The following is a 17,720-nucleotide window of genomic DNA, read 5'->3' on the forward strand; positions in this document are numbered from 1 at the left end:
GTTCGATCCTTGAACGGGAAGCGGCAGGTGCTTGGACGGGGCGCCTGCCGCTTCCTTCGTTGAGAGATCCGGATGAAGGGCTCGACGACGACCACCGCGCGGTTGAGGCACTGAGCCTGCGCTGGGGGAGTCGTCCGGGATGCCGCGCAGGACCAGGTGATGAGCATCCGCCATGTCGGTTCGACCGCCGTACCGCGGCTCCTGGCGAAGCCGGTCCTCGACGTCGACCTCACCGCCGTCGACTTGTTCCGCGAGACGCTGTTTCTCGCACCCCTCCACGGCCTGGGCTTCAGATTGATTTTCCGGGTCGAGATCGCGGGGGACCCCCACCTCCACCTGACCCTGGGATCGCCGAACACGAATCTCCACGTCTGGGGTCCGTCGGCCGTCGAGCCTCGGAGGCATCTGCTCTTCCTCGACCGGCTCCGGTCCAGCGACGCGGATCGGGAGTACTACGCAGCCGCCAAGCGCGAGGCGATCCTCGACGGCGAGGGGTCCTACAACGACCTCAAGGCAGCTGCCGTGTACGACATCTACGAGAATGCCTTCCGCGCGGACCCCCTCCATCCTCACGATGCTCGTCCGCGCTCGGTCCGATCACCCGGATGAGGAGCGCCTCGCGGCGAGGACGTCCTGGATACCCGGCACGCACCCCTCGTTCTGCAGCGACGTGGTGTCGCCGAGCGCGGACCCCTCGTAGAGCTGCGTGAGCAGGCGCCGCATGATCTTGCCTGAACGCGTCTTCGGCACGTCCTGCACGACGACGACGGCGGCCGGGCGCGCGATCGGCCCGATCACCGCGGCCACGTGAGCCCGGAGGATCCCCACGACGTCGTCCTCAGGGGCTGCCCCCGCCGCCAGCACCACGAACGCGACCACCGCATGCCCGGTCAGAGGATCCGCGACGGGACACGCCCCCGCCTCGACCACGAGCGGATGGGCCACGAGCGCGGACTCGATCTCGATGGTGGAGAGGCGATGCCCCGAGATGTTGATGACGTCGTCCACGCGCCCGAGGATCCAGGTGTCGCCGTCGTCGTCGTACCGGGCGCCGTCACCGGCGAGGAACCAGCCCTGCGCCGCGAAGGTCCGCCAGTACGCGTCGAGGTAGCGCTGCGGATTCCCCCAGACCGTCCGTGCCATGGCAGGGCCGTGGCGGTCCACGACGATGAACCCCTGGACGCCGGGGCGAACCGCCTGCCCGTGCTCGTCCACGATCCGCGTGCCGACCCCGGGCAGGGGACGTGCCGCGCAACCCGCCTTGAACGCGGTGTCCGAGGGGCTGGGGGAGAGCACCGTGGCGCCGGTCTCGGACTGCCACCAGGTGTCGACGACGGGAACCTCGTCCCGCCCCAGGTTCCGGCGGAACCACCGCCACGCCTCCGGGTTGATCGCCTCGCCCACGGTGCCGAGCACGCGGATGCTCGAGAGGTCGTAGGTGTCGGGGACGCCGTCGGGGAACCACCCCATGAGCGAGCGGACCAGCGTGGGCGCGGTGTAGTAGCTCGTGACGCCGTAGCGCTCGATGATCTCGAGGTGGCGGCCCGGGTGCGGAGTGTTCGGCGTACCCTCGAAGATGACCTGCGTGGCGCCGTTGGCGAGCGGGCCGTAGAGCTCGTAGGTGTGCGCGGTGACCCACGCGAGGTCCGCGGTGCACCAGTGCACGTCGGCGTCGCGCCGCGACGGGTCCGGGTGGCCGAACAGGTGCTCGAAGCTCGACGCGGCCTGCGTGAGGTACCCGCCCGTGGTGTGGACGAGCCCCTTCGGCTTCCCGGTGGTCCCCGAGGTGTACATGATGAACAGCGGTGTCTCGGCGTCGAACGCCTCCGGCTCGTGGTGCGCGGACGCGGTGTCCACGACGTCGTGCCACCACGCGTCGCGGCCTTCGGTCCAGGCGACGTCGGACCCGGTGCGGCGCACCACCAGCACGTGCTCCACGCTCTCCACGCCCGCGACGGCGGTGTCGGCGTTGTGCTTCACCGGCACCGCGGTGCCTCGCCGGTACTGGCCGTCGGTGGTGACGAGCAGCTTGGCCCCGGTGTCCTCGACGCGGAAGCGGAGCGCCTCGGCGGAGAAGCCACCGAACACGAGCGAGTGGACGGCGCCGATCCGCGCGCAGGCGAGCGTGATCACCACCGTCTCCACGAGGACCGGCAGGTAGATCACCACGCGGTCGCCCCGTCCGATGCCGAGCGCCACCAGCGCGTTCGCGGCGCGGGACACCTCGTCCTGCAGGTCCGCGTAGGTCACGGAGCGGCGGTCATCGGGCTCACCCTCGAAGTGGAGCGCCACGCGATCACCACGGCCCGCGGCGACATGCCGGTCCACGCAGTTGACCGCGGCGTTCAGTGTGCCGCCGGCGAACCACTCGATGACGGGCACGCTGAGCGTCCCGTCCTCCTGCGGCGTGGCCCGCTCGAACGTGTGGACGGTGTGCCACGGCGTGCTCCAGTCGAGCCGCAGGGCCTGTTCGGCCCAGTACGCGAGGCGCTCGGCCTCGTCCTGCGGGAGGTGATCGACGCCGTCGGCGCCCTCGGAGTCGACGGGCGACGGCGTCGTTGAGGCCTGGCCTACGCCCATCGGCGCACCGCCCAGCGCTCGGCGACGCCGAGCAGGGCGTCCGTGGTCTTGCCGATGATCGCGAGGAGCACGATCGCCAGGATGATGCGGTCCACGCGCCCGTTCTGCTGCGAGTCCACGAGGAGGAACCCGAGACCCATGGAGGACGCGATGAGCTCCGCGGCCACGAGGAACAGCCACGACTGCGCGAGCGCGAGCCGGAGGCCGCTGAAGAGCGCGGGCACGACGGCGGGGAGCTGCACCGTGACCAGCAGGCGGATGCCGTTCAGGCCGAAGGCGCGGGCGGCTTCCACGAGGTTGCGGTCCACGTGCCGGAGCCCGAGGTAGAGGGTGGTGAACACGGGGAAGAAGGCGCCGATGGTGATCAGCGTGACCTTCGAGTCCTCGTTGATGCCGATCCACAGCACCAGCAGAGGCACCCACGCCAGCGACGGCACGGCACGCAGCGCGCCGACGGTGGGGGTCAGCAGCACATCGGCGATCTTCGACAGGCCCAGCAGGGCGCCGGCCAGCACTCCGAGGAGCGACCCGATGAGGAAGCCGAGCACCACGCGCTGCGTCGAGATGAGGATGTGGTTGGCGAGCTGACCGCGCTGGATCAGATCCACGGCCGCCTCGAACACGGCGGTCGGCGAGGGCAGCTGCGAGGCGCGGAAGAAGCCCGAGGCGGTGCTGAGGTGCCAGGTGAGGAGGATCAGCGCGGGGACGAGCAGCCCCAGCAGGACGGCCAGCAGGCGGCGCGGGGCTGGCAGAGCCCGCCGCGCCCTGTCACCGGTCACCGGGGACCCGGCGGCCTCCATGCCCTCTCGCGAGACCGGGATCGCCACCTGGTGCGGTATGTCGGCACTCATGAGCCGGCGCCGATCGCAGCCGGGTCGGCGTTCTCCACGAGCGAGGTGTCGAAGAGTGAGGCGAGGGCTTCGTCGATGGCTTCCTGGCTCTGCACGTCACCGGTCTCGACGAACACGGGGCCGATCTTCTCGAGCACGGCGCGCTGCGCATCGCCCGGGGCGGGGTCGACGTCGAGATTGGTGCGGTCGATGATCACGGAGTTCGCCACGGCGGGATCGATCGACGCGACCTCCGCGAGGATGGCCGCCGTCTCCTCGGGATTCTCCTGCGCCCACTCCCGGGCCCGCTCGTACGCGTTCACCACGGTCTGCGCGACGTCCGGCTGCTCCTCGAGGAAGTCCTCGGTGGCGTTCAGGAAGCCGTAGCTGTTGAAGTCGATGTCGCGGAAGAACAGCTCCGCGCCCTCCTGCTCGGCCGCGGCCATGATGGGATCGAGCCCGGCCCAGGCGTCGACGGCGCCGCTGGCGAGCGCTGACCGGCCGTCAGCGTGCTGCAGGTTCTCGATGGTCACCTCGGACTGGTCCACGCCCGCCGCCTCGAGGGCCTGCAGGAGGAAGAAGTAGGGGTCGGTACCGCGCGTCGCGGCGATCGACTTGCCGCGGAGGTCCTCGACGCTCGTGATGCCGGAGTCCGGCAGGGTGACGAGGGCGGCCCACTCGGGCTGCGAGTAGATGTCAATGGTTTTGATGGGCGAGCCGTTGGACCGCGCGAGCAGCGCGGCGGATCCGGCCGTCGAACCGACGTCGATCGCCCCGGCACGCAGGGCCTCGTTGGCCTTGTTGGAGCCCGCGGACTGCACCCAGTTCACCGTGATGCCCTGCTCGGCGAGCTCGTCCTCGAGCCACCCCTGGTCCTTGATCACGAGGCTCAGCGGGTTGTAGGTGGCGAAGTCGATGTTCAATTCGCCACCCTCGGTCACCCCGCCCTCGGCCCCGGACTGCGTGGTGGAGGCGTTCTCACCCGCGAGGCAGCCGCTGAGACTGAGCGAGAGGCCGGTGGCGAGGGCGAGGGTGGGCAGGAGAGCGCGGCGGTTCATGGTGATCCTTCGGTGGAAGCGGAGGGGAAGCGGAAGGGAAGCGGAGAGGAAGCGAGGAGGGTGTCAGTGAGGGGGAGTGCGGGTGCGGCGGAGGCAGTGCGGGGGACCGGCGGCCGGTCCCGACGGAGGCGGTCCCGCGCGACGACGGCGGCGCCGTCCCGTACGGCTGGCCCGCCCGTCAGCGCGGGTGGGAGTGGGTCAGTGCCGGGTGACGCCGAGCATCGCGAGCAGGGAGCTGCGCAGGGTGCCGAGCTCGGCTGAGCTGCGGTCCCTCGGGCGCTCGCCCGGGACGGTCACGAGTTCAGCGATGGTCGAGCCCTCGCGGGTGCCGGCATGGCCATCCCTCGAGTCGGCGGCGGAGCCGGAAGCGCCGGCGGCGTCGCCGTTTCCTTCGCCGGCACCTTCTCCGCGGCCCAGCACGATGATGCGGTCGGCGAGCTGCAGGGCCTCGTCGACGTCGTGCGTGACGAGCAGCACCGTGGTGGGCTGCGCACGGTGGATGTCGAGGAGCAGGTCCTGCATCTTGATCCGCGTGAGTGCGTCGAGGGCGCCGAACGGTTCGTCGAGGAGCAGCACGCCGGGGTTGCGCGCGAGGGCCCGCGCCAGCGACGTCCGCTGGGCCATGCCGCCGGACACCTCGCGGGGCCGGTGCTTGGCGAAGCTGTCGAGCCCCACCAGCTGCAGCAGTTCCAGGACCTTCGCCTTGCCCGCGCTCGCGCTCGAGGACCGGGGCAGGCCGATGGCCACGTTGGCCTGCAGCGTGTGCCAGGGGAGGAGCCTCGGTTCCTGAAAGGCGACGGCGCAGCGCTCGTCGATGCCGCTCACCGGGGTGCCGTCGATCAGGACCTCGCCGCTGTCCGGGACGTCGAGGCCCGCGGCGGCGCGCAGCAGCGTGGATTTGCCGCAGCCACTGGTGCCGAGGATTGCGAGGATCTCCCCGGGTCTCACGTCCACGGTGACGTCGCGGAGGACCACGCGCCGGTCGCGGCCGGCGCCGAAGCTGCGGCCCAGGCCGGAGAAGCGGACGCCGAGGGCCTGCTTGGACGGCGTGCGGGTGGGGGTGGTGCCGGGTGCCAGAACTGTACTCATGGTGTCTCCATCGCTCCTGGCGGTAGCACCCTACGGTCCGAGCCTTCACCACCGCGTGCGGTGGTTCCCTTGGCTCGTTCCTCGATATCGCCCGGCATCAGGGGGATGCGGGCGACCAGGGTTGCTGCGGCGTCACTGATCCAGGTCTCTCAGCCGCTCGGGATGGTCCCCTCCATGAAACGCCGGGCGGGAGCAGGAGCAAAATGGGTGGGTAACAAAGGCTGTAACAAAAGCCGCGACAGCGGGCTGCGCACCAGGAGGAACCATGGCACACCGGAACGATCCCGAGGTCATCAGGAGACTCCTCACCGAGCACGGCCGGTGGGCCGTGGTGGGGCTCTCGAACAACCCTCGCCGCGCCGCCGTCGGCGTCTCACGCTTCCTCATGGACCGCCTCGGCATGGAGATCATCCCGGTGAGCCTGAAGGGCGACGACGTCCACGGGAAGCAGGGTTACACGCGGCTCGCGGACGTGCCGGGCACCATCGACGTCGTCGACTGCTTCGTCAATTCCTCCCGCGTGGGCGCGGTGGTGGACCAGGCCATCGCCGTCGGCGCGCGGGCCGTGTGGCTGCAGCTCGGGGTCATCGACGAGGCGGCGGCGCAGCGGGCCGCGGAGGCCGGGCTCGACGTCGTCATGGACACCTGCCCGGTGATGGAGGCCCCGGGGGCCTAGGCGCTACATGCGCTGGTAGCGGGAGCGGATCACCATGAACACGCCGTAGGCCATCAGCCCGAGGGCCACGGCCCCGAGGATCCACACGCCGAACGGCTGGTCCCGCAGGGCCTTGAGTGCGCCGTCGAGCCCCGTGGACTGGTCGGCGGAATCGGTCAGCACGGCGACGAGCACCAGGACGCCCACCACGGCGAGGGCGAAGCCCTTCGCGATGTACCCGACGGCGCCGAGGATCACGACGGCGCGGCCGGCAGAGCCGGCGGGCAGGCCGCTGAGCTTCTTCCGGAAGCGCCGGGTGGCGCCGCTGTACACGAAGTAGCCGCCGATGCCGAGGATGCCCAGGCCGACGGCGAACAGCAGTGCCGTGCCCGCGGGGTTGCCCATCAGGCCGGCGCTCAGTGAACTCGACTCGCTGCTGCTGTCACTCGAGCCGCCCAGGGCGTAGCGGCCGAAGGTGCCGCCGATGACCGCGTACACCGCTGCCTGGCCGCCGTTCTTCAGCCGATCGGTCAGCTTGTCCCTGCCGCTCAGGTGCCGTGCGCCGAAGAAGATCTCGCTGACCAGGAACAGTGCGAGGGCGATGCTGCCGACACAGCAGAACCACAGCAGGGCGGTGCCGCCGGGGCTGCCCGCGAGTTGCCCGATGGCGCCGCTCTGGTCCGCGCTGCCCGAGCGGCCTGCGGCCAGGCCGAGCGCGATGAGCCCGATCAGGAAGTGCAGGATGCCCGCCGCGATGTACCCGGCGCGCGCCGCGAGCTGGAAACCCCGTGAGTTGACGGCGTCCTCGGCGGCGTCGGACGCGGCGTCCGCAGCATCCCTGCCGCCGGTACGGGGATTCGACTTCGGTGTCATGCTGACATCCTGCCACCGACCACCACCGCCGAGGAGAGACACCCATGGAGCAGTTCACGTACGAGGAGCGCGGCGCGACCGACAGGCCCTTCCCCGAACCCCTCGAGGGCGGCTGGCCCGCGGGTTACACGGTGATGGTGCGGTCCCACGAGATCCCGACGCCGGATCCCTCCGCCGGGTTCACCGCCCTGACCGAGGGGATCCTCGCATGGGAGCTGCACCGCCGTGCGGGGCTCACCATGCGCTCGCCGGCCGACCGCGCGGCGCCCGGCGTGCGGGTGGTCCAAGGGTTCGGCGTGGGCCCTGCGCGCATCAAGGCGCCGTGCAGCGTCATCTGGTCCCGCGAGGCGCAGCTCGACGGCGCCGGCCGGGCGGTGCCGGGTCAGCGCGGCGGGTTCGGGTACGGCACACTCCCGGGCCACCCGGTGCGCGGCGAGGAGGGCTTCTACGCCGAACTCACCGCGGACAACCGGCTGGTCTTCATCTGCGCGGCCTACAGCGTGCCCGCGAGCCTCCTGTTCCGGCTGGCGGCACCCGTGACCAGACTGACGCAGCGGTACATGCTCTCGCGCTACGTCGCGGCCGCCCGGGAGCTCGCCGCCCTCTAGACCAGGGAGAGAAGGCCGATCAGCGCGACGAGCGGCGGCACGCCCTGAATGGTCGCGGGTCGCAGCAGCGACGTGTCGCTGAGCGCCAGCACCGCGGCGGCCAGGAGCATGGACCCCGCCGACAGCAGGATGAAGCCCAGCCCGACGGCGGACGCCGTGGCGCCGCCGGTCAGCATCAGCACCACGCCGCAGAGCGCCCCCAAGGCGAGGAACAGGTTGTAGAAGCCCTGGTTCCAGGCGAGGAACGCGGTGGTGTCGGCGTCGTCCTGGCTCGTGACACCGAAGACCCGCCAGGTGCGTTCCGCCTTCCACCGGAAGCTCTCCAGCACGAAGATCAGGACATGGACGAGACCGGCGATCGTCGCGCCGATCCCGGTCAGCAGCGGCAGGTGGAGTGCGTCCATGACGGCGAGACTACTCCCCGCCGCGCCGCACGCAGGGGCCCGGGCGCCCGACTCCGCGGCGAATCATCCCCGTAACGGAGGCGTAACCGGCGGCCGATAGCGTGATGAGCTCACCCGGCTGACAGGAGCGATCATGGACGACGTAACGGCGCAGGCAGCAGCGGAACACCTGTCGAGGGGGTTGGGCAGACGACGCTTCATGGGGGTCGTCGCCGCACTCGGCACCGTATCGGCCACGACGGCCATCTCCGCGCCGTCCGCCCTGGCAGCCCTTCCTGCAGCGCCCCCGGCGGCGCCGGGCAACTCGCCCGACGGACGAGGCGGACGTGGCGACGGCAAGCCGTTCGGCGAGATCCTGCAGCCGGGCCGCGGACGCATCCGCGGCGACGCCTATCTCTCCTCCCTGCCGGACGAGGTGCTCTGGGGCTACGTGCCGACGGTCGATGCCACACCCGTGATGTCCATGCGGTCCGGACGGACCGTCACCATCGACGCCCTCTCACACGAGGGCATCCTGGAGGACCAGGGGCGCGACCCCCTGGAGTACTTCGGCTCCCTCGGCGTCGACCGTTCGTCCGTCCTCCAGGACGCCGTGGACATCGCGGCCGGCTACCGTCGCACACCGCGCCGGTTCGACGTCGACGGCCCGCACATCGTGACCGGTCCCATCGCCGTCGAGGGTGCCGAGCCCGGTGACGTGCTCAAGATCGAGACGCTCGAGGTGCTCCCGCGCGTTCCCTACGGCGTCGTCTCCAGTCGCCACGGGAAGGGCGGGCTCGCCGTGCAGCCCGGGCCCACGCCGCCGGCCGGCATCACGCTCGACGAGGTCATGCCGCCCGTCGCGACCGACAACCGGGCCTCGGGCATCCCGTCCGATTACGGCAATGTCTCGGTGTTCACGCGGATCGAGCGCGGTCAGGGCGTCATGACCAGCGGCGACATGAGCGTGCGGTTCCCGCTGCGACCGTTCATGGGCATGATGGGCGTCGCTTTCGCCGACGCCGACGGGCTCACCGCGCCCGAGGCCAACTCGGTCCCTCCGACGCTGGGCGGCGGCAACATCGACATCCGTCACCTCGGCGCAGGGTCCACCTTCTACCTGCCGGTCCGGGCACCGGGCGCGCTGTTCTACGTGGGGGACCCGCACATGGGCATGGGCGACGGCGAGGTGGCGCTCACCGCCATGGAGGGGTCGCTACGCGGTACGTTCCGGCTCACGGTGTGCAAGCCGGGTTCCGGCGACGCACCCTCGGTTGCCTACTCCTACCCGTTCGGCGAGACGCAGGACGCCTGGATCCCGATCGGGCTGTCGGATCCCGACGGCCTCGCGGGCGGCGGCGTGTCCGGGGACCTGAACGTGGCGATGCGCCGGGCCATCATCAACGCGCTCGATTTCCTCGAGGAGGATCGCGGCATGGACCGGGCCGTCGCGTATGCCTACCTCTCGGCGGCAGCGGACTTCGCCATCTCGCAGGTGGTGGACCGGACAGTCGGGGTTCACGGACTGATCGCGAAAGCGCACTTCGCGTAGGGCGTCCGAGGCGCTGCACGGTTCACGCCGGTGCAGCGCCTTGTTCAGGAGTTACGCCGATGCGAAACCGTTACCTATCGGGAGTACTCGTTTTCATTGCGCGCCCTGTACGCGGCACCTAGGTTGAGAACAACAGCGATCGCCCAGGGTTTGCCGGGTTTCCTCCCAGCGCACTCCGGATCATGCGATCAGCGGTCATCACGCCAGCCGACAGTCCCTCACGGGGCCTCTGTCGGCGTGCCGACGCAGGCTGCGCCGTCGGGGATGGCCCGGGGGATTCTACGTGTTTCAGGAGACGCGCACACATGATCGTTGCAAAAAAATGGGCAGCTGCCGGATCGACGGCAACCCTTCTCGCCGGTGGACTGTTCCTCGGCGCCCCGATGGCTTCGGCCGCTCCCGGTGACGCAGCCTGCCTGCAGGCCTCGACGCAGTTCAGCAATGCCCTTGCCGCAGCCGGCATCGACGTCACTTTCGTGAACCAGTTGGAAGCCGCCACAGCCGCCGTCGTCGAGACGACCGCCAACGCCATCGCTCTCGCAGAAGCAGCTCTCGTCTCTGATGCTGCATTGGCTGCGGAGGCGGAGGTCGTCCGCACTGAGGGCCTGCTCGTTGCTGCAGGTGACATCACGCTGGCGGCGGAGGCAGACCTTGCGACTGCCGTGGGAGCTTCTGTACTGCCTGACCCAAACACAGATCCTGCCGTTATCGAGGCCCAGCAGAACCTTCTCGCTGCTCAGGATGCCGAGAATGCCGCCGGTCTCGAGTACGAAGCGGCCCTCGCTGCGTACGAAGCCGCTGTTCTCACCCCCGAGGTGCTGGCTGCAGAGCAGGCTGCTGTGGATGCTGCTGTTGAGGCCGAGGTTCTCATCGGACAGCTTAACGGCGATGAAGCCCTCGCCGCGCAGATCCTGGAGCTGTTCAAGGCGTTCCTCGCCGCGTGTGACGCCAGCGCCATCGGCGTCGATCCCGTTACGCCGGTCGTCGTCCCGACGACGCCCGTCGCGCCGGTCACCGGGACCGGCGGTGGCACGAACGTGGTCGTCACCACGCCGACCGGTACCAACCGCGGCGTCAACGTCCAGACCGCCGTCGCGGCCGAGGACAACAGCTCGGCTGTCGCCCTCATCGCCGCCCTGCTGGCAGCCGGTGTCGCCGTGACCGCGACGACCGCCGCTCGCATGCGTCGTCTCGAGCGCGCGCAGCGCTAAGCCGAAGCGCCGCAGCCCGCGGCGCTCCAGTTGCACCATCAGTACACTGCTGTCCCGGGTGGGTTGATCCTCGGATCAACCCACCCGGGACAGTGCACCATCTCCTCCAGCTCAGGACACCGCTCTCATGGACCAGCACACGCCTCGCGACGAAGCCAGCGAGCCCGAGTCCGCGCCGCCCGCGGCCGGCCGCACGCGGTTGAATCGGCGCTGGCTCGCGCTGCCGCTGGTCGCCGCCGCTGGTCTCGCGATCGCCGTCTCGGTGCTGCCCCCCGAATCGGCCGGCGCACCGCCGTCCTCCTCGACCACCATCTCTGCCGTCGCCACGCCGCAAGCCACTCCGGACGTCTCCGCTGCACCCTCGGGAGCGCCGTCGTCAGTTCCCGCGCCGGCACCCGCTCCGGCCGCTGCCGCCGGCCCCGCTGCCTCGGAACCCACGGGCCTCTCCTTCCCCGACGCGGGGATCGACATGGCCGTCCTCCCGCTCGCCCTGACGGACGACGACCTGGCCACACAGTCCCTCGTGCCGCCACTCACCATCGACGCCTACTGGCTCACCGCCTACGGCGTACCCGGCGGGGGCTCCACGAACACCACCTACATCGCCGGCCACAGCTGGGACGGCAAGGATGCCCCCTTCAACCGGCTGAGCGACGAGTCCCTCGTGGGTAAGGAGTTCACGCTCACCACCCAGACGGGCGAGATGACATACGTGGTGGACGGCGTGGTCACCCACGACAAGGACACCCTGAAGGACAGCGAGATCTGGAACATCGTGCCCAACCGCGTGGTCCTCATCAGCTGCTACACCGAGGATCCGTGGGGCAAGAACGTGGTCGTCACGGCGATGCCGAAGGCAGCCTGACCGCCCCGAACCTGCAGTACCCGAACGGGCGGAACGCCGCCACCTCGACGAGGTGGCGGCGTTCCGTGTGTGCAGGCTCTTCGGTGTTACTTCCTGCCCTTGCCCGGCTTCACATCCACCGTGGTGCACGAGGCGTCCCACTCCGAGGCCGGGACCACGGACGTGCAGCGGAACAGGGAGGGGTTGATGTTCTGCGGTGAGCGCCAGGCCTTCGTGCCCTGCTCGTAGTCGTAGGCGTAGGCCAGCAGGGTCTCCTCGCTCCACGCCGTCCCGAGGAACACGACGCCGGACGGGCGGCGGTTGGTCTCCGCGTAGCCCGACGGCACGATCACCGAGGGGTAGCCGGCCCGCGCCCCGACGCCGACCGTCGCCGAGTTCGAGACGATGGCGTCGAGGTCGTTGGCCGTGAGCACCGAGTCGATCGCCGCTCGCGATTCGGTCAGCCCCGCGGTGCGAGCCGCCTCGTACTGCGCCAGCTGTGCAGGGTCGGCCAGGTCCACGGCCTCCGAGTCCGTGAGGAGCGTCTGCCCGAACTTCAACGCGGCGGGGGCATTGGCGGTGTTGTAGGCGATGATGTCGCTCAGCGTGTCCATCGGTGCCTCCTCCGGGAGGCGCGAGAGGTACGCATTGAGGTCGCGCTCGAACTCCAGCGTCAGGATGTTCGGGGCGGTCGTGTTCCCCACGGTCACGGGTACGAGCGTGGCACCCTGTGCCCGCAGGGCGTCGAGGGCCGCCGTGTAGACGGGGTCCGTGGTGCTCGCGACATAGCCGAGACGGGTGCCCACGAGGGCGGTGTCGCTGAGGGCTGCGGTGAAGTCGACGTCGTCGCTCGGGTTGGCCGCCGTGGCGGGGTCCTCGGGGTCCACGCCTGTGATCGCGGTCAGGAGGGCCGCGGCGTCGTACACGGTCTTCGTCATGGGGCCGGCGGTGTCCTGGGTCGCCGAGATGGGGATGATGCCCGTGCGGCTCGCGAGGCCGACGGTCGGCTTCACGCCCACCAGGGAGTTCGCCCGGGCGGGGCTGAGGATCGAACCGGAGGTCTCGGTGCCGATCGTCAGGGTCGCCAGCCCGGCAGCCCCCGCGGAACCGGAACCGGCGCTGGAGCCGCTCGGCGTCTGGCTCGCGTCGTAGGGGTTGAGCACCTGCCCACCGAGCGAGCTGTACCCCGAGGGCATGCCGTTGGTCATGAAGTTGGCGAACTCGGTGAGGTTGGTCTTGCCGATGATGATGGCGCCGGCGTTCTTCAGCTCGGTCACGATCGGGGCGTCGGCGGCCGGGTACGAGTTCGCCAGAGCCACCGAGCCGGCCGTAGTGGGCATGCCCGCCACGTCGATGTTGTCCTTCACGAGCACCGGCACGCCGTGGAGGGGCCCGCGGACCGTGCCCTTCTTCCGCTCGGCGTCGAGCGCCTTGGCGTCGGCGAGGGCGGTCGGGTTGATGGAGCGCACGGCGTTGAGGTGTGGCCCGCCGATGCTCAGTGCGTCGATGCGCTCGAGGTAGGCCTGCACCAGCGCCTCGGACGTGAAGCTGCGTGAGGCCAGGCCGGCCTGCACCTCGGGGACGCCGGCGGTGCTGAGGTCGAGGGGGATCGGCTTGGGAGCGGCGACGGCGGGGCCCGGGCCGGCGACGACGGCGGCGGCGAGGATCCCCGCGGCGAGACCGGCGGTGACGCGGCGGGTGCGGGGCCGTGCGGGTGACAGGAGCAATGGCATGGGGGTGTCCTCTGCGGGGGATGGTGGGCTGGAGCAACAGTTCTGTCATCGAACCAGCGGGACATGTCGATGACAAGGCTCCTGTGTTTCAGGGCCGTTACGGCACGCCCGGACGGGCCGCCATCAAGAACGTGTAGGGGTTTGCGGGTGGGCCGTGAGGAAAACGTGAGGACGGCCGTTCCGTGCTCGCCGCGGGTATGTAATCGACTCCGTGCCTCCCGCAGGTGCCCGTCGGCAGGAAGCCGGCGGACGGAGAAAACGCAGTCCCCTGGAGTTCCTCGTGCAAGACGTCATCTATGTCGTGGGTGTTGCAGTCCTGTTCGGTCTGGTTGCCCTGATCGCCCGGGCGGTGGAGAAGCTGTGATCGTCTTCGACCTCATCGCCGTCGCACTCGGCATCGCCGCCCTCGGCTACCTCGTGTACGCGCTCGTCCGTCCCGAGCGTTTCTGATGACGCTCGCAGCGGCCATCCTCCCGCTCCTGACCGTCGTCGTCGTGCTGGCCCTGATCCACCGGCCCCTCGGCGACTACATGGCCCGCACGTTCACGGCGCCGAAGGACCTCCGCGTGGAGCGCGGCTTCTACCGGGTGCTCGGCGTGGACCCGGCGTCGCACCAGTCCTGGCGCTCCTACCTCAGCGGCGTGCTCGCGTTCTCGGCGGCCGGTGTGTTCCTGGTGTACCTGCTGCAGCGCACCCAGGCGTTCCTGCCCTTCTCGCTGGGCCTGCCCGCCGTCCCCGAGGGCCTCGCCTTCAACACCGCGGTCTCGTTCGTCACCAACACGAACTGGCAGTCCTACTCGCCGGAGGTCACCCTCGGCTACGCCGTGCAGGCGGCCGGGCTCACCGTCCAGAACTTCGTCTCCGCCGCCGTCGGGCTCGCCGTCGCGATCGCCTTCGTGCGCGGGTTCGTGGCACGGAGGAGCGGGACGCTCGGCAACTTCTGGGTGGACCTCACGCGTGCGCTGCTCCGCATCCTCCTCCCGGGCGCGGTGCTCGCGGCCCTCGTGCTGCTCGCGGGCGGTGTCATCCAGAACCTGAACGGGTTCACCTCGGTGACCACGCTGACGGGCGCGGTCCAGACGCTTCCCGGCGGACCGGTCGCCTCGCAGGAGGCCATCAAGATCCTCGGCACCAACGGCGGCGGCTTCTTCAACGCGAACTCCGCGCACCCCTTCGAGAACCCGTCCCCGTGGACGAGCGTGCTCCAGGTCATCCTGATGCTCGCCATCCCGTTCAGCCTCCCGCGCACCTTCGGCACCATGGTGGGCCAACACCGTCAGGGCTACGCGATCCTCGCCGCCATGGGCGTGATCTTCCTCCTCTCGCTCACCGCTGCCACCCTCGCCGAGCTCGGCGGCAGCGGCACGGCCCCGCAGGCAGCGGGCGCGGTCATGGAGGGCAAGGAGCAGCGCTTCGGGATCGTGGGCTCCACGCTCTACGCCACGGCCACCACGCTCACCTCCACGGGCGCCGTGAACTCGATGCACGACAGCTACACCGCCGTGGGCGGCATGCTGCCGATGATCAACATGATGCTCGGTGAAGTGGCGCCCGGCGGGGTGGGATCCGGCCTGTACGGCATGCTGATCCTCGCCGTCGTCACGGTGTTCATCTCCGGACTGCTCGTGGGGCGCACGCCCGAGTACCTCGGCAAGAAGATCGGTGCACGCGAGATCAAGCTCGCCAGCCTCTACATCCTCACCATGCCCACCCTCGTGCTCGCCGGCGCCGCACTCAGCTTCGCCGTCCCGGCCCTCCGCGCGGACATCGACGGCACGTCGATCCTCAACCCCGGGCTGCACGGTCTCTCGGAGGTGCTGTACGCCTTCACCTCCGCCGCCAACAACAACGGCTCGGCCTTCGCGGGCCTGACGGCGAACACCCCGTGGCTCAACACCGCACTCGGCGTCGCGATGCTCCTCGGGCGATTCCTGCCCATGGTCTTCGTCCTCGCACTCGCCGGCGCCTTCGCGGCCCAGGACCAGGTGCCGGCCACGGCGGGAACCCTGCCCACCGACCGAGTGCAGTCCGTCACCCTCCTCGTCGGTGTCACCGTCGTCGTCACCGCCCTCACCTTCTTCCCGGTGCTCGCACTGGGTCCGCTCGCGGAAGGACTCCTCTAGACCATGTCCACCCTCACCGAAACACCCACCGGCAGCAGCGACAGCGCTGCGCCCGAGGGCGGCCGCCCCCGGAAGGCGTCCGCGTTCTCCACCGCCCAGCTCGCCCAGGCCCTACCCGGCGCCTTCCGCAAGCTCGACCCCCGCCAGATGGTCCGCACCCCCGTCATGTTCATCGTCGAGGTGGGCGCGGTCCTCATCACCGCCATCGCCATCGCCGAGCCGTTCCTCGGCGGACCTCAGGCCTCCGGCGGCAGTGAGGTCCCGGCGTCGTTCACGTGGCTCATCGCGATCTGGCTCTGGCTGACGGTCCTGTTCGCGAACCTCGCCGAGTCGGTCGCCGAGGGGCGCGGCAAGGCGCAGGCCTCCAGCCTCCGCCAGGCACGGACCGGCACGACGGCGCGCGTCCTCCGCGACCACGCAGCGGACACGGACCCCGGCGCCCACGCGGCAACCGTCACCGAGGTGCCGTCGTCGGACCTCGCGCTCGGCGACGTCGTGGTGATCGAGGCCAACGGCCTCGTCCCGGGGGACGGCGAGATCATTTGGGGTATCGCCTCCGTGGACGAGTCAGCGATCACCGGCGAGTCCGCGCCCGTGGTCCGCGAGTCCGGAGGCGACCGTTCGGCCGTCACCGGCGGCACCCGTGTCCTCTCGGACCGGATCGTCGTGCGGATCACGAGCCAGCCCGGCGACACCTTCGTGGACCGCATGATCCGCCTCGTGGAGGGTGCAGAACGCCAGAAGACACCGAACGAGGTGGCGCTGAACATCCTCCTCGCCACGCTCTCCATCGTGTTCACCGTCGTCGTGCTGACCATCAACCCGATCGCCAGTTCCTCGGACGTCACCGTCAGCGTGCCGGTCCTCGTGGCGCTGCTCGTCTGCCTCATCCCCACCACCATCGGCGCCCTGCTCTCGGCCATCGGCATCGCCGGCATGGACCGGCTCGTGCAGCGCAACGTCCTGGCGATGTCCGGCCGCGCGGTCGAAGCCGCCGGTGACGTCACCACCCTGCTGCTCGACAAGACCGGCACCATCACCTACGGCAACCGTCGCGCCAGCGAGTTCATCACGGTGGGCGGGGCCGATCGGCGCGAGCTGATCGCAGCCGCCGCGCAGTCCTCGCTCAGCGACCCGACGCCCGAGGGCACCTCGATCGTGGACCTCGCGGTCACCGAGGGCTTCGTCCGTGAGGAGATCGACGGCGAGGTCATCCCGTTCTCGGCGCAGACCAAGATGAGCGGCGTCGACTTCGTGAACGGCTCCAGTGTCCGGAAGGGCGCCGGCAGCGCGGTCCGCGAGTGGGTGACGGCGTCGTCCGGCGTGGTCTCCGCCGAACTCGGCGAGGCCGTCGACCGCATCTCCCAGCTGGGCGGTACGCCGCTCGTCGTCGCCTTGCGCGACGCCTCCGGCAAGGCCCGGGTCCTCGGCGTCGTGTACCTCAAGGACGTCGTGAAGGAGGGCCTCCCCGAGCGCTTCGCGGAGCTCCGCACCATGGGCATCCGCACCGTCATGATCACGGGTGACAACCCGCTGACCGCCAGGGCCATCGCCGAGGAGGCCGGCCTCGACGACTTCCTCGCGGAGGCCACCCCCGAGGACAAGATGCGCCTGATCCGCAAGGAGCAGGAGGGTGGAGCGCTCGTCGCCATGACCGGCGACGGCACCAACGACGCCCCGGCCCTCGCGCTCGCGGACGTCGGCGTTGCCATGAACACCGGCACCTCCGCCGCGAAGGAGGCGGGCAACATGGTGGACCTCGACTCGGACCCCACGAAGCTCATCGAGATCGTCCGGATCGGCAAGCAGCTGCTCATCACGCGCGGCGCTCTCACCACGTTCTCGATCGCCAACGACGTCGCCAAGTACTTCGCGATCATCCCCGCCATGTTCATCGGAGCATTCCCCGGCCTCGCGACACTCAACGTGATGCAGCTGCACTCGCCGTCGTCGGCGATCCTCTCGGCGATCATCTTCAACGCCCTGATCATCGTGGCGCTGATCCCGCTCTCGCTGAAGGGCGTGAGGTACCGGGCGGCGTCGGCTTCGAGCACGCTCAACCGGAACCTGCTCGTCTACGGCATCGGCGGCATCATCGCGCCGTTCATCGGCATCAAGGCCATCGACCTCGTGCTGTCCCTCATCCCCGGCTTCTGAGTTCCCTCCCTCTCGAAAAGGTAC

At 70.2% G+C, this 17,720-nt stretch carries 16 protein-coding genes; 9 read left to right on the forward strand and 7 right to left on the reverse strand.

Features of this window, described 5'->3' with window-relative positions; genetic code table 11:
• Positions 1 to 156: 156 nt before the first annotated feature.
• Positions 157 to 609: a GrpB family protein gene (locus AC4D16_RS14315; RefSeq protein WP_490955445.1), complete on the forward strand. Its 453-nt coding sequence runs from the start codon at positions 157 to 159 to the stop codon at positions 607 to 609.
• Here AC4D16_RS14315 and acs read toward each other — a convergent pair.
• From acs to AC4D16_RS14335, 4 genes are all read right to left on the reverse strand, one after another.
• The gene (gene acs / locus AC4D16_RS14320) at positions 598 to 2,580 is read right to left on the reverse strand and encodes an acetate--CoA ligase (RefSeq protein ID WP_490955446.1); all 1,983 of its coding nucleotides are present in this window, start codon (positions 2,578 to 2,580) and stop codon (positions 598 to 600) included. The genes AC4D16_RS14315 and acs overlap by 12 nt on opposite strands.
• Positions 2,571 to 3,431 carry an ABC transporter permease gene (locus tag AC4D16_RS14325; protein ID WP_490955447.1) on the reverse strand — a complete coding sequence of 287 codons (861 nt, stop codon included), beginning with the start codon at positions 3,429 to 3,431 and terminating at the stop codon, positions 2,571 to 2,573. The genes acs and AC4D16_RS14325 overlap by 10 nt, the downstream gene beginning before the upstream one ends.
• Positions 3,428 to 4,468 carry an aliphatic sulfonate ABC transporter substrate-binding protein gene (locus tag AC4D16_RS14330; protein WP_490955448.1) on the reverse strand — a complete coding sequence of 347 codons (1,041 nt, stop codon included), beginning with the start codon at positions 4,466 to 4,468 and terminating at the stop codon, positions 3,428 to 3,430. Before AC4D16_RS14330 ends, AC4D16_RS14325 begins: the two co-directional genes overlap by 4 nt.
• A gap of 198 nt (positions 4,469 to 4,666) precedes the next feature.
• Positions 4,667 to 5,557, reverse strand: a complete 891-nt coding sequence (locus AC4D16_RS14335) for an ABC transporter ATP-binding protein (RefSeq protein ID WP_490955449.1) — start codon at positions 5,555 to 5,557, stop codon at positions 4,667 to 4,669.
• Positions 5,558 to 5,822: 265 nt separating this feature from the next.
• Here AC4D16_RS14335 and AC4D16_RS14340 point away from each other — a divergent pair, with 265 nt between their 5' ends.
• Complete coding sequence (locus AC4D16_RS14340) at positions 5,823 to 6,233, forward strand: CoA-binding protein (protein ID WP_490955450.1); 411 nt, start codon at positions 5,823 to 5,825, stop codon at positions 6,231 to 6,233.
• A 3-nt stretch (positions 6,234 to 6,236) separates the two neighbouring features.
• Here the strand turns inward: AC4D16_RS14340 and AC4D16_RS14345 are convergent, their stop codons facing one another.
• Positions 6,237 to 7,085: a DUF1206 domain-containing protein gene (locus AC4D16_RS14345; protein WP_490955451.1), complete on the reverse strand. Its 849-nt coding sequence runs from the start codon at positions 7,083 to 7,085 to the stop codon at positions 6,237 to 6,239.
• A 44-nt stretch (positions 7,086 to 7,129) separates the two neighbouring features.
• Between AC4D16_RS14345 and AC4D16_RS14350 the strand changes: the two genes are divergently transcribed.
• Positions 7,130 to 7,693 carry a DUF1990 domain-containing protein gene (locus tag AC4D16_RS14350; protein ID WP_490955452.1) on the forward strand — a complete coding sequence of 188 codons (564 nt, stop codon included), beginning with the start codon at positions 7,130 to 7,132 and terminating at the stop codon, positions 7,691 to 7,693.
• Here the strand turns inward: AC4D16_RS14350 and AC4D16_RS14355 are convergent.
• A complete protein-coding gene (locus AC4D16_RS14355) occupies positions 7,690 to 8,097 on the reverse strand; it encodes a DUF1304 domain-containing protein (protein ID WP_490955453.1) in 408 nt (135 codons plus the stop codon). The two genes, AC4D16_RS14350 and AC4D16_RS14355, sit on opposite strands and share 4 nt — an antisense overlap.
• Before the next feature lie 133 nt (positions 8,098 to 8,230).
• Between AC4D16_RS14355 and AC4D16_RS14360 the strand changes: the two genes are divergently transcribed.
• From AC4D16_RS14360 to AC4D16_RS14370, 3 genes are all read left to right on the forward strand, one after another.
• Positions 8,231 to 9,628, forward strand: coding sequence for an acetamidase/formamidase family protein (locus tag AC4D16_RS14360; RefSeq protein ID WP_490955454.1), 1,398 nt, complete (start codon positions 8,231 to 8,233; stop codon positions 9,626 to 9,628).
• A 305-nt stretch (positions 9,629 to 9,933) separates the two neighbouring features.
• A complete protein-coding gene (locus tag AC4D16_RS14365; protein ID WP_490955455.1) occupies positions 9,934 to 10,839 on the forward strand; it encodes a hypothetical protein in 906 nt (301 codons plus the stop codon).
• A 127-nt stretch (positions 10,840 to 10,966) separates the two neighbouring features.
• On the forward strand, positions 10,967 to 11,704 hold the full coding sequence (locus AC4D16_RS14370; RefSeq protein ID WP_490949568.1) for a class F sortase: 738 nt from the start codon (positions 10,967 to 10,969) through the stop codon (positions 11,702 to 11,704).
• A gap of 86 nt (positions 11,705 to 11,790) precedes the next feature.
• On the opposite strand, the gene AC4D16_RS14375 is transcribed toward AC4D16_RS14370, so the two are convergent.
• Positions 11,791 to 13,416, reverse strand: coding sequence for an amidase family protein (locus AC4D16_RS14375; protein WP_490955456.1), 1,626 nt, complete (start codon positions 13,414 to 13,416; stop codon positions 11,791 to 11,793).
• Between the two features lie 360 nt (positions 13,417 to 13,776).
• Here AC4D16_RS14375 and kdpF point away from each other — a divergent pair, with 360 nt between their 5' ends.
• The 3 genes from kdpF to kdpB are packed head-to-tail and all read left to right on the forward strand — an operon-like array spanning position 13,777 to position 17,696.
• Entirely contained in the window at positions 13,777 to 13,866 is a 90-nt protein-coding gene (gene kdpF / locus AC4D16_RS14380) for a K(+)-transporting ATPase subunit F (RefSeq protein WP_490949566.1), read from the forward strand.
• A complete protein-coding gene (gene kdpA, locus AC4D16_RS14385) occupies positions 13,866 to 15,539 on the forward strand; it encodes a potassium-transporting ATPase subunit KdpA (RefSeq protein ID WP_490955457.1) in 1,674 nt (557 codons plus the stop codon). Before kdpF ends, kdpA begins: the two co-directional genes overlap by 1 nt.
• Positions 15,540 to 15,542: 3 nt before the next feature.
• Positions 15,543 to 17,696, forward strand: coding sequence for a potassium-transporting ATPase subunit KdpB (kdpB, locus tag AC4D16_RS14390; RefSeq protein WP_490955458.1), 2,154 nt, complete (start codon positions 15,543 to 15,545; stop codon positions 17,694 to 17,696).
• Positions 17,697 to 17,720 lie beyond the last annotated feature (24 nt).

This window comes from Arthrobacter sp. TJ-236, assembly GCF_058269235.1.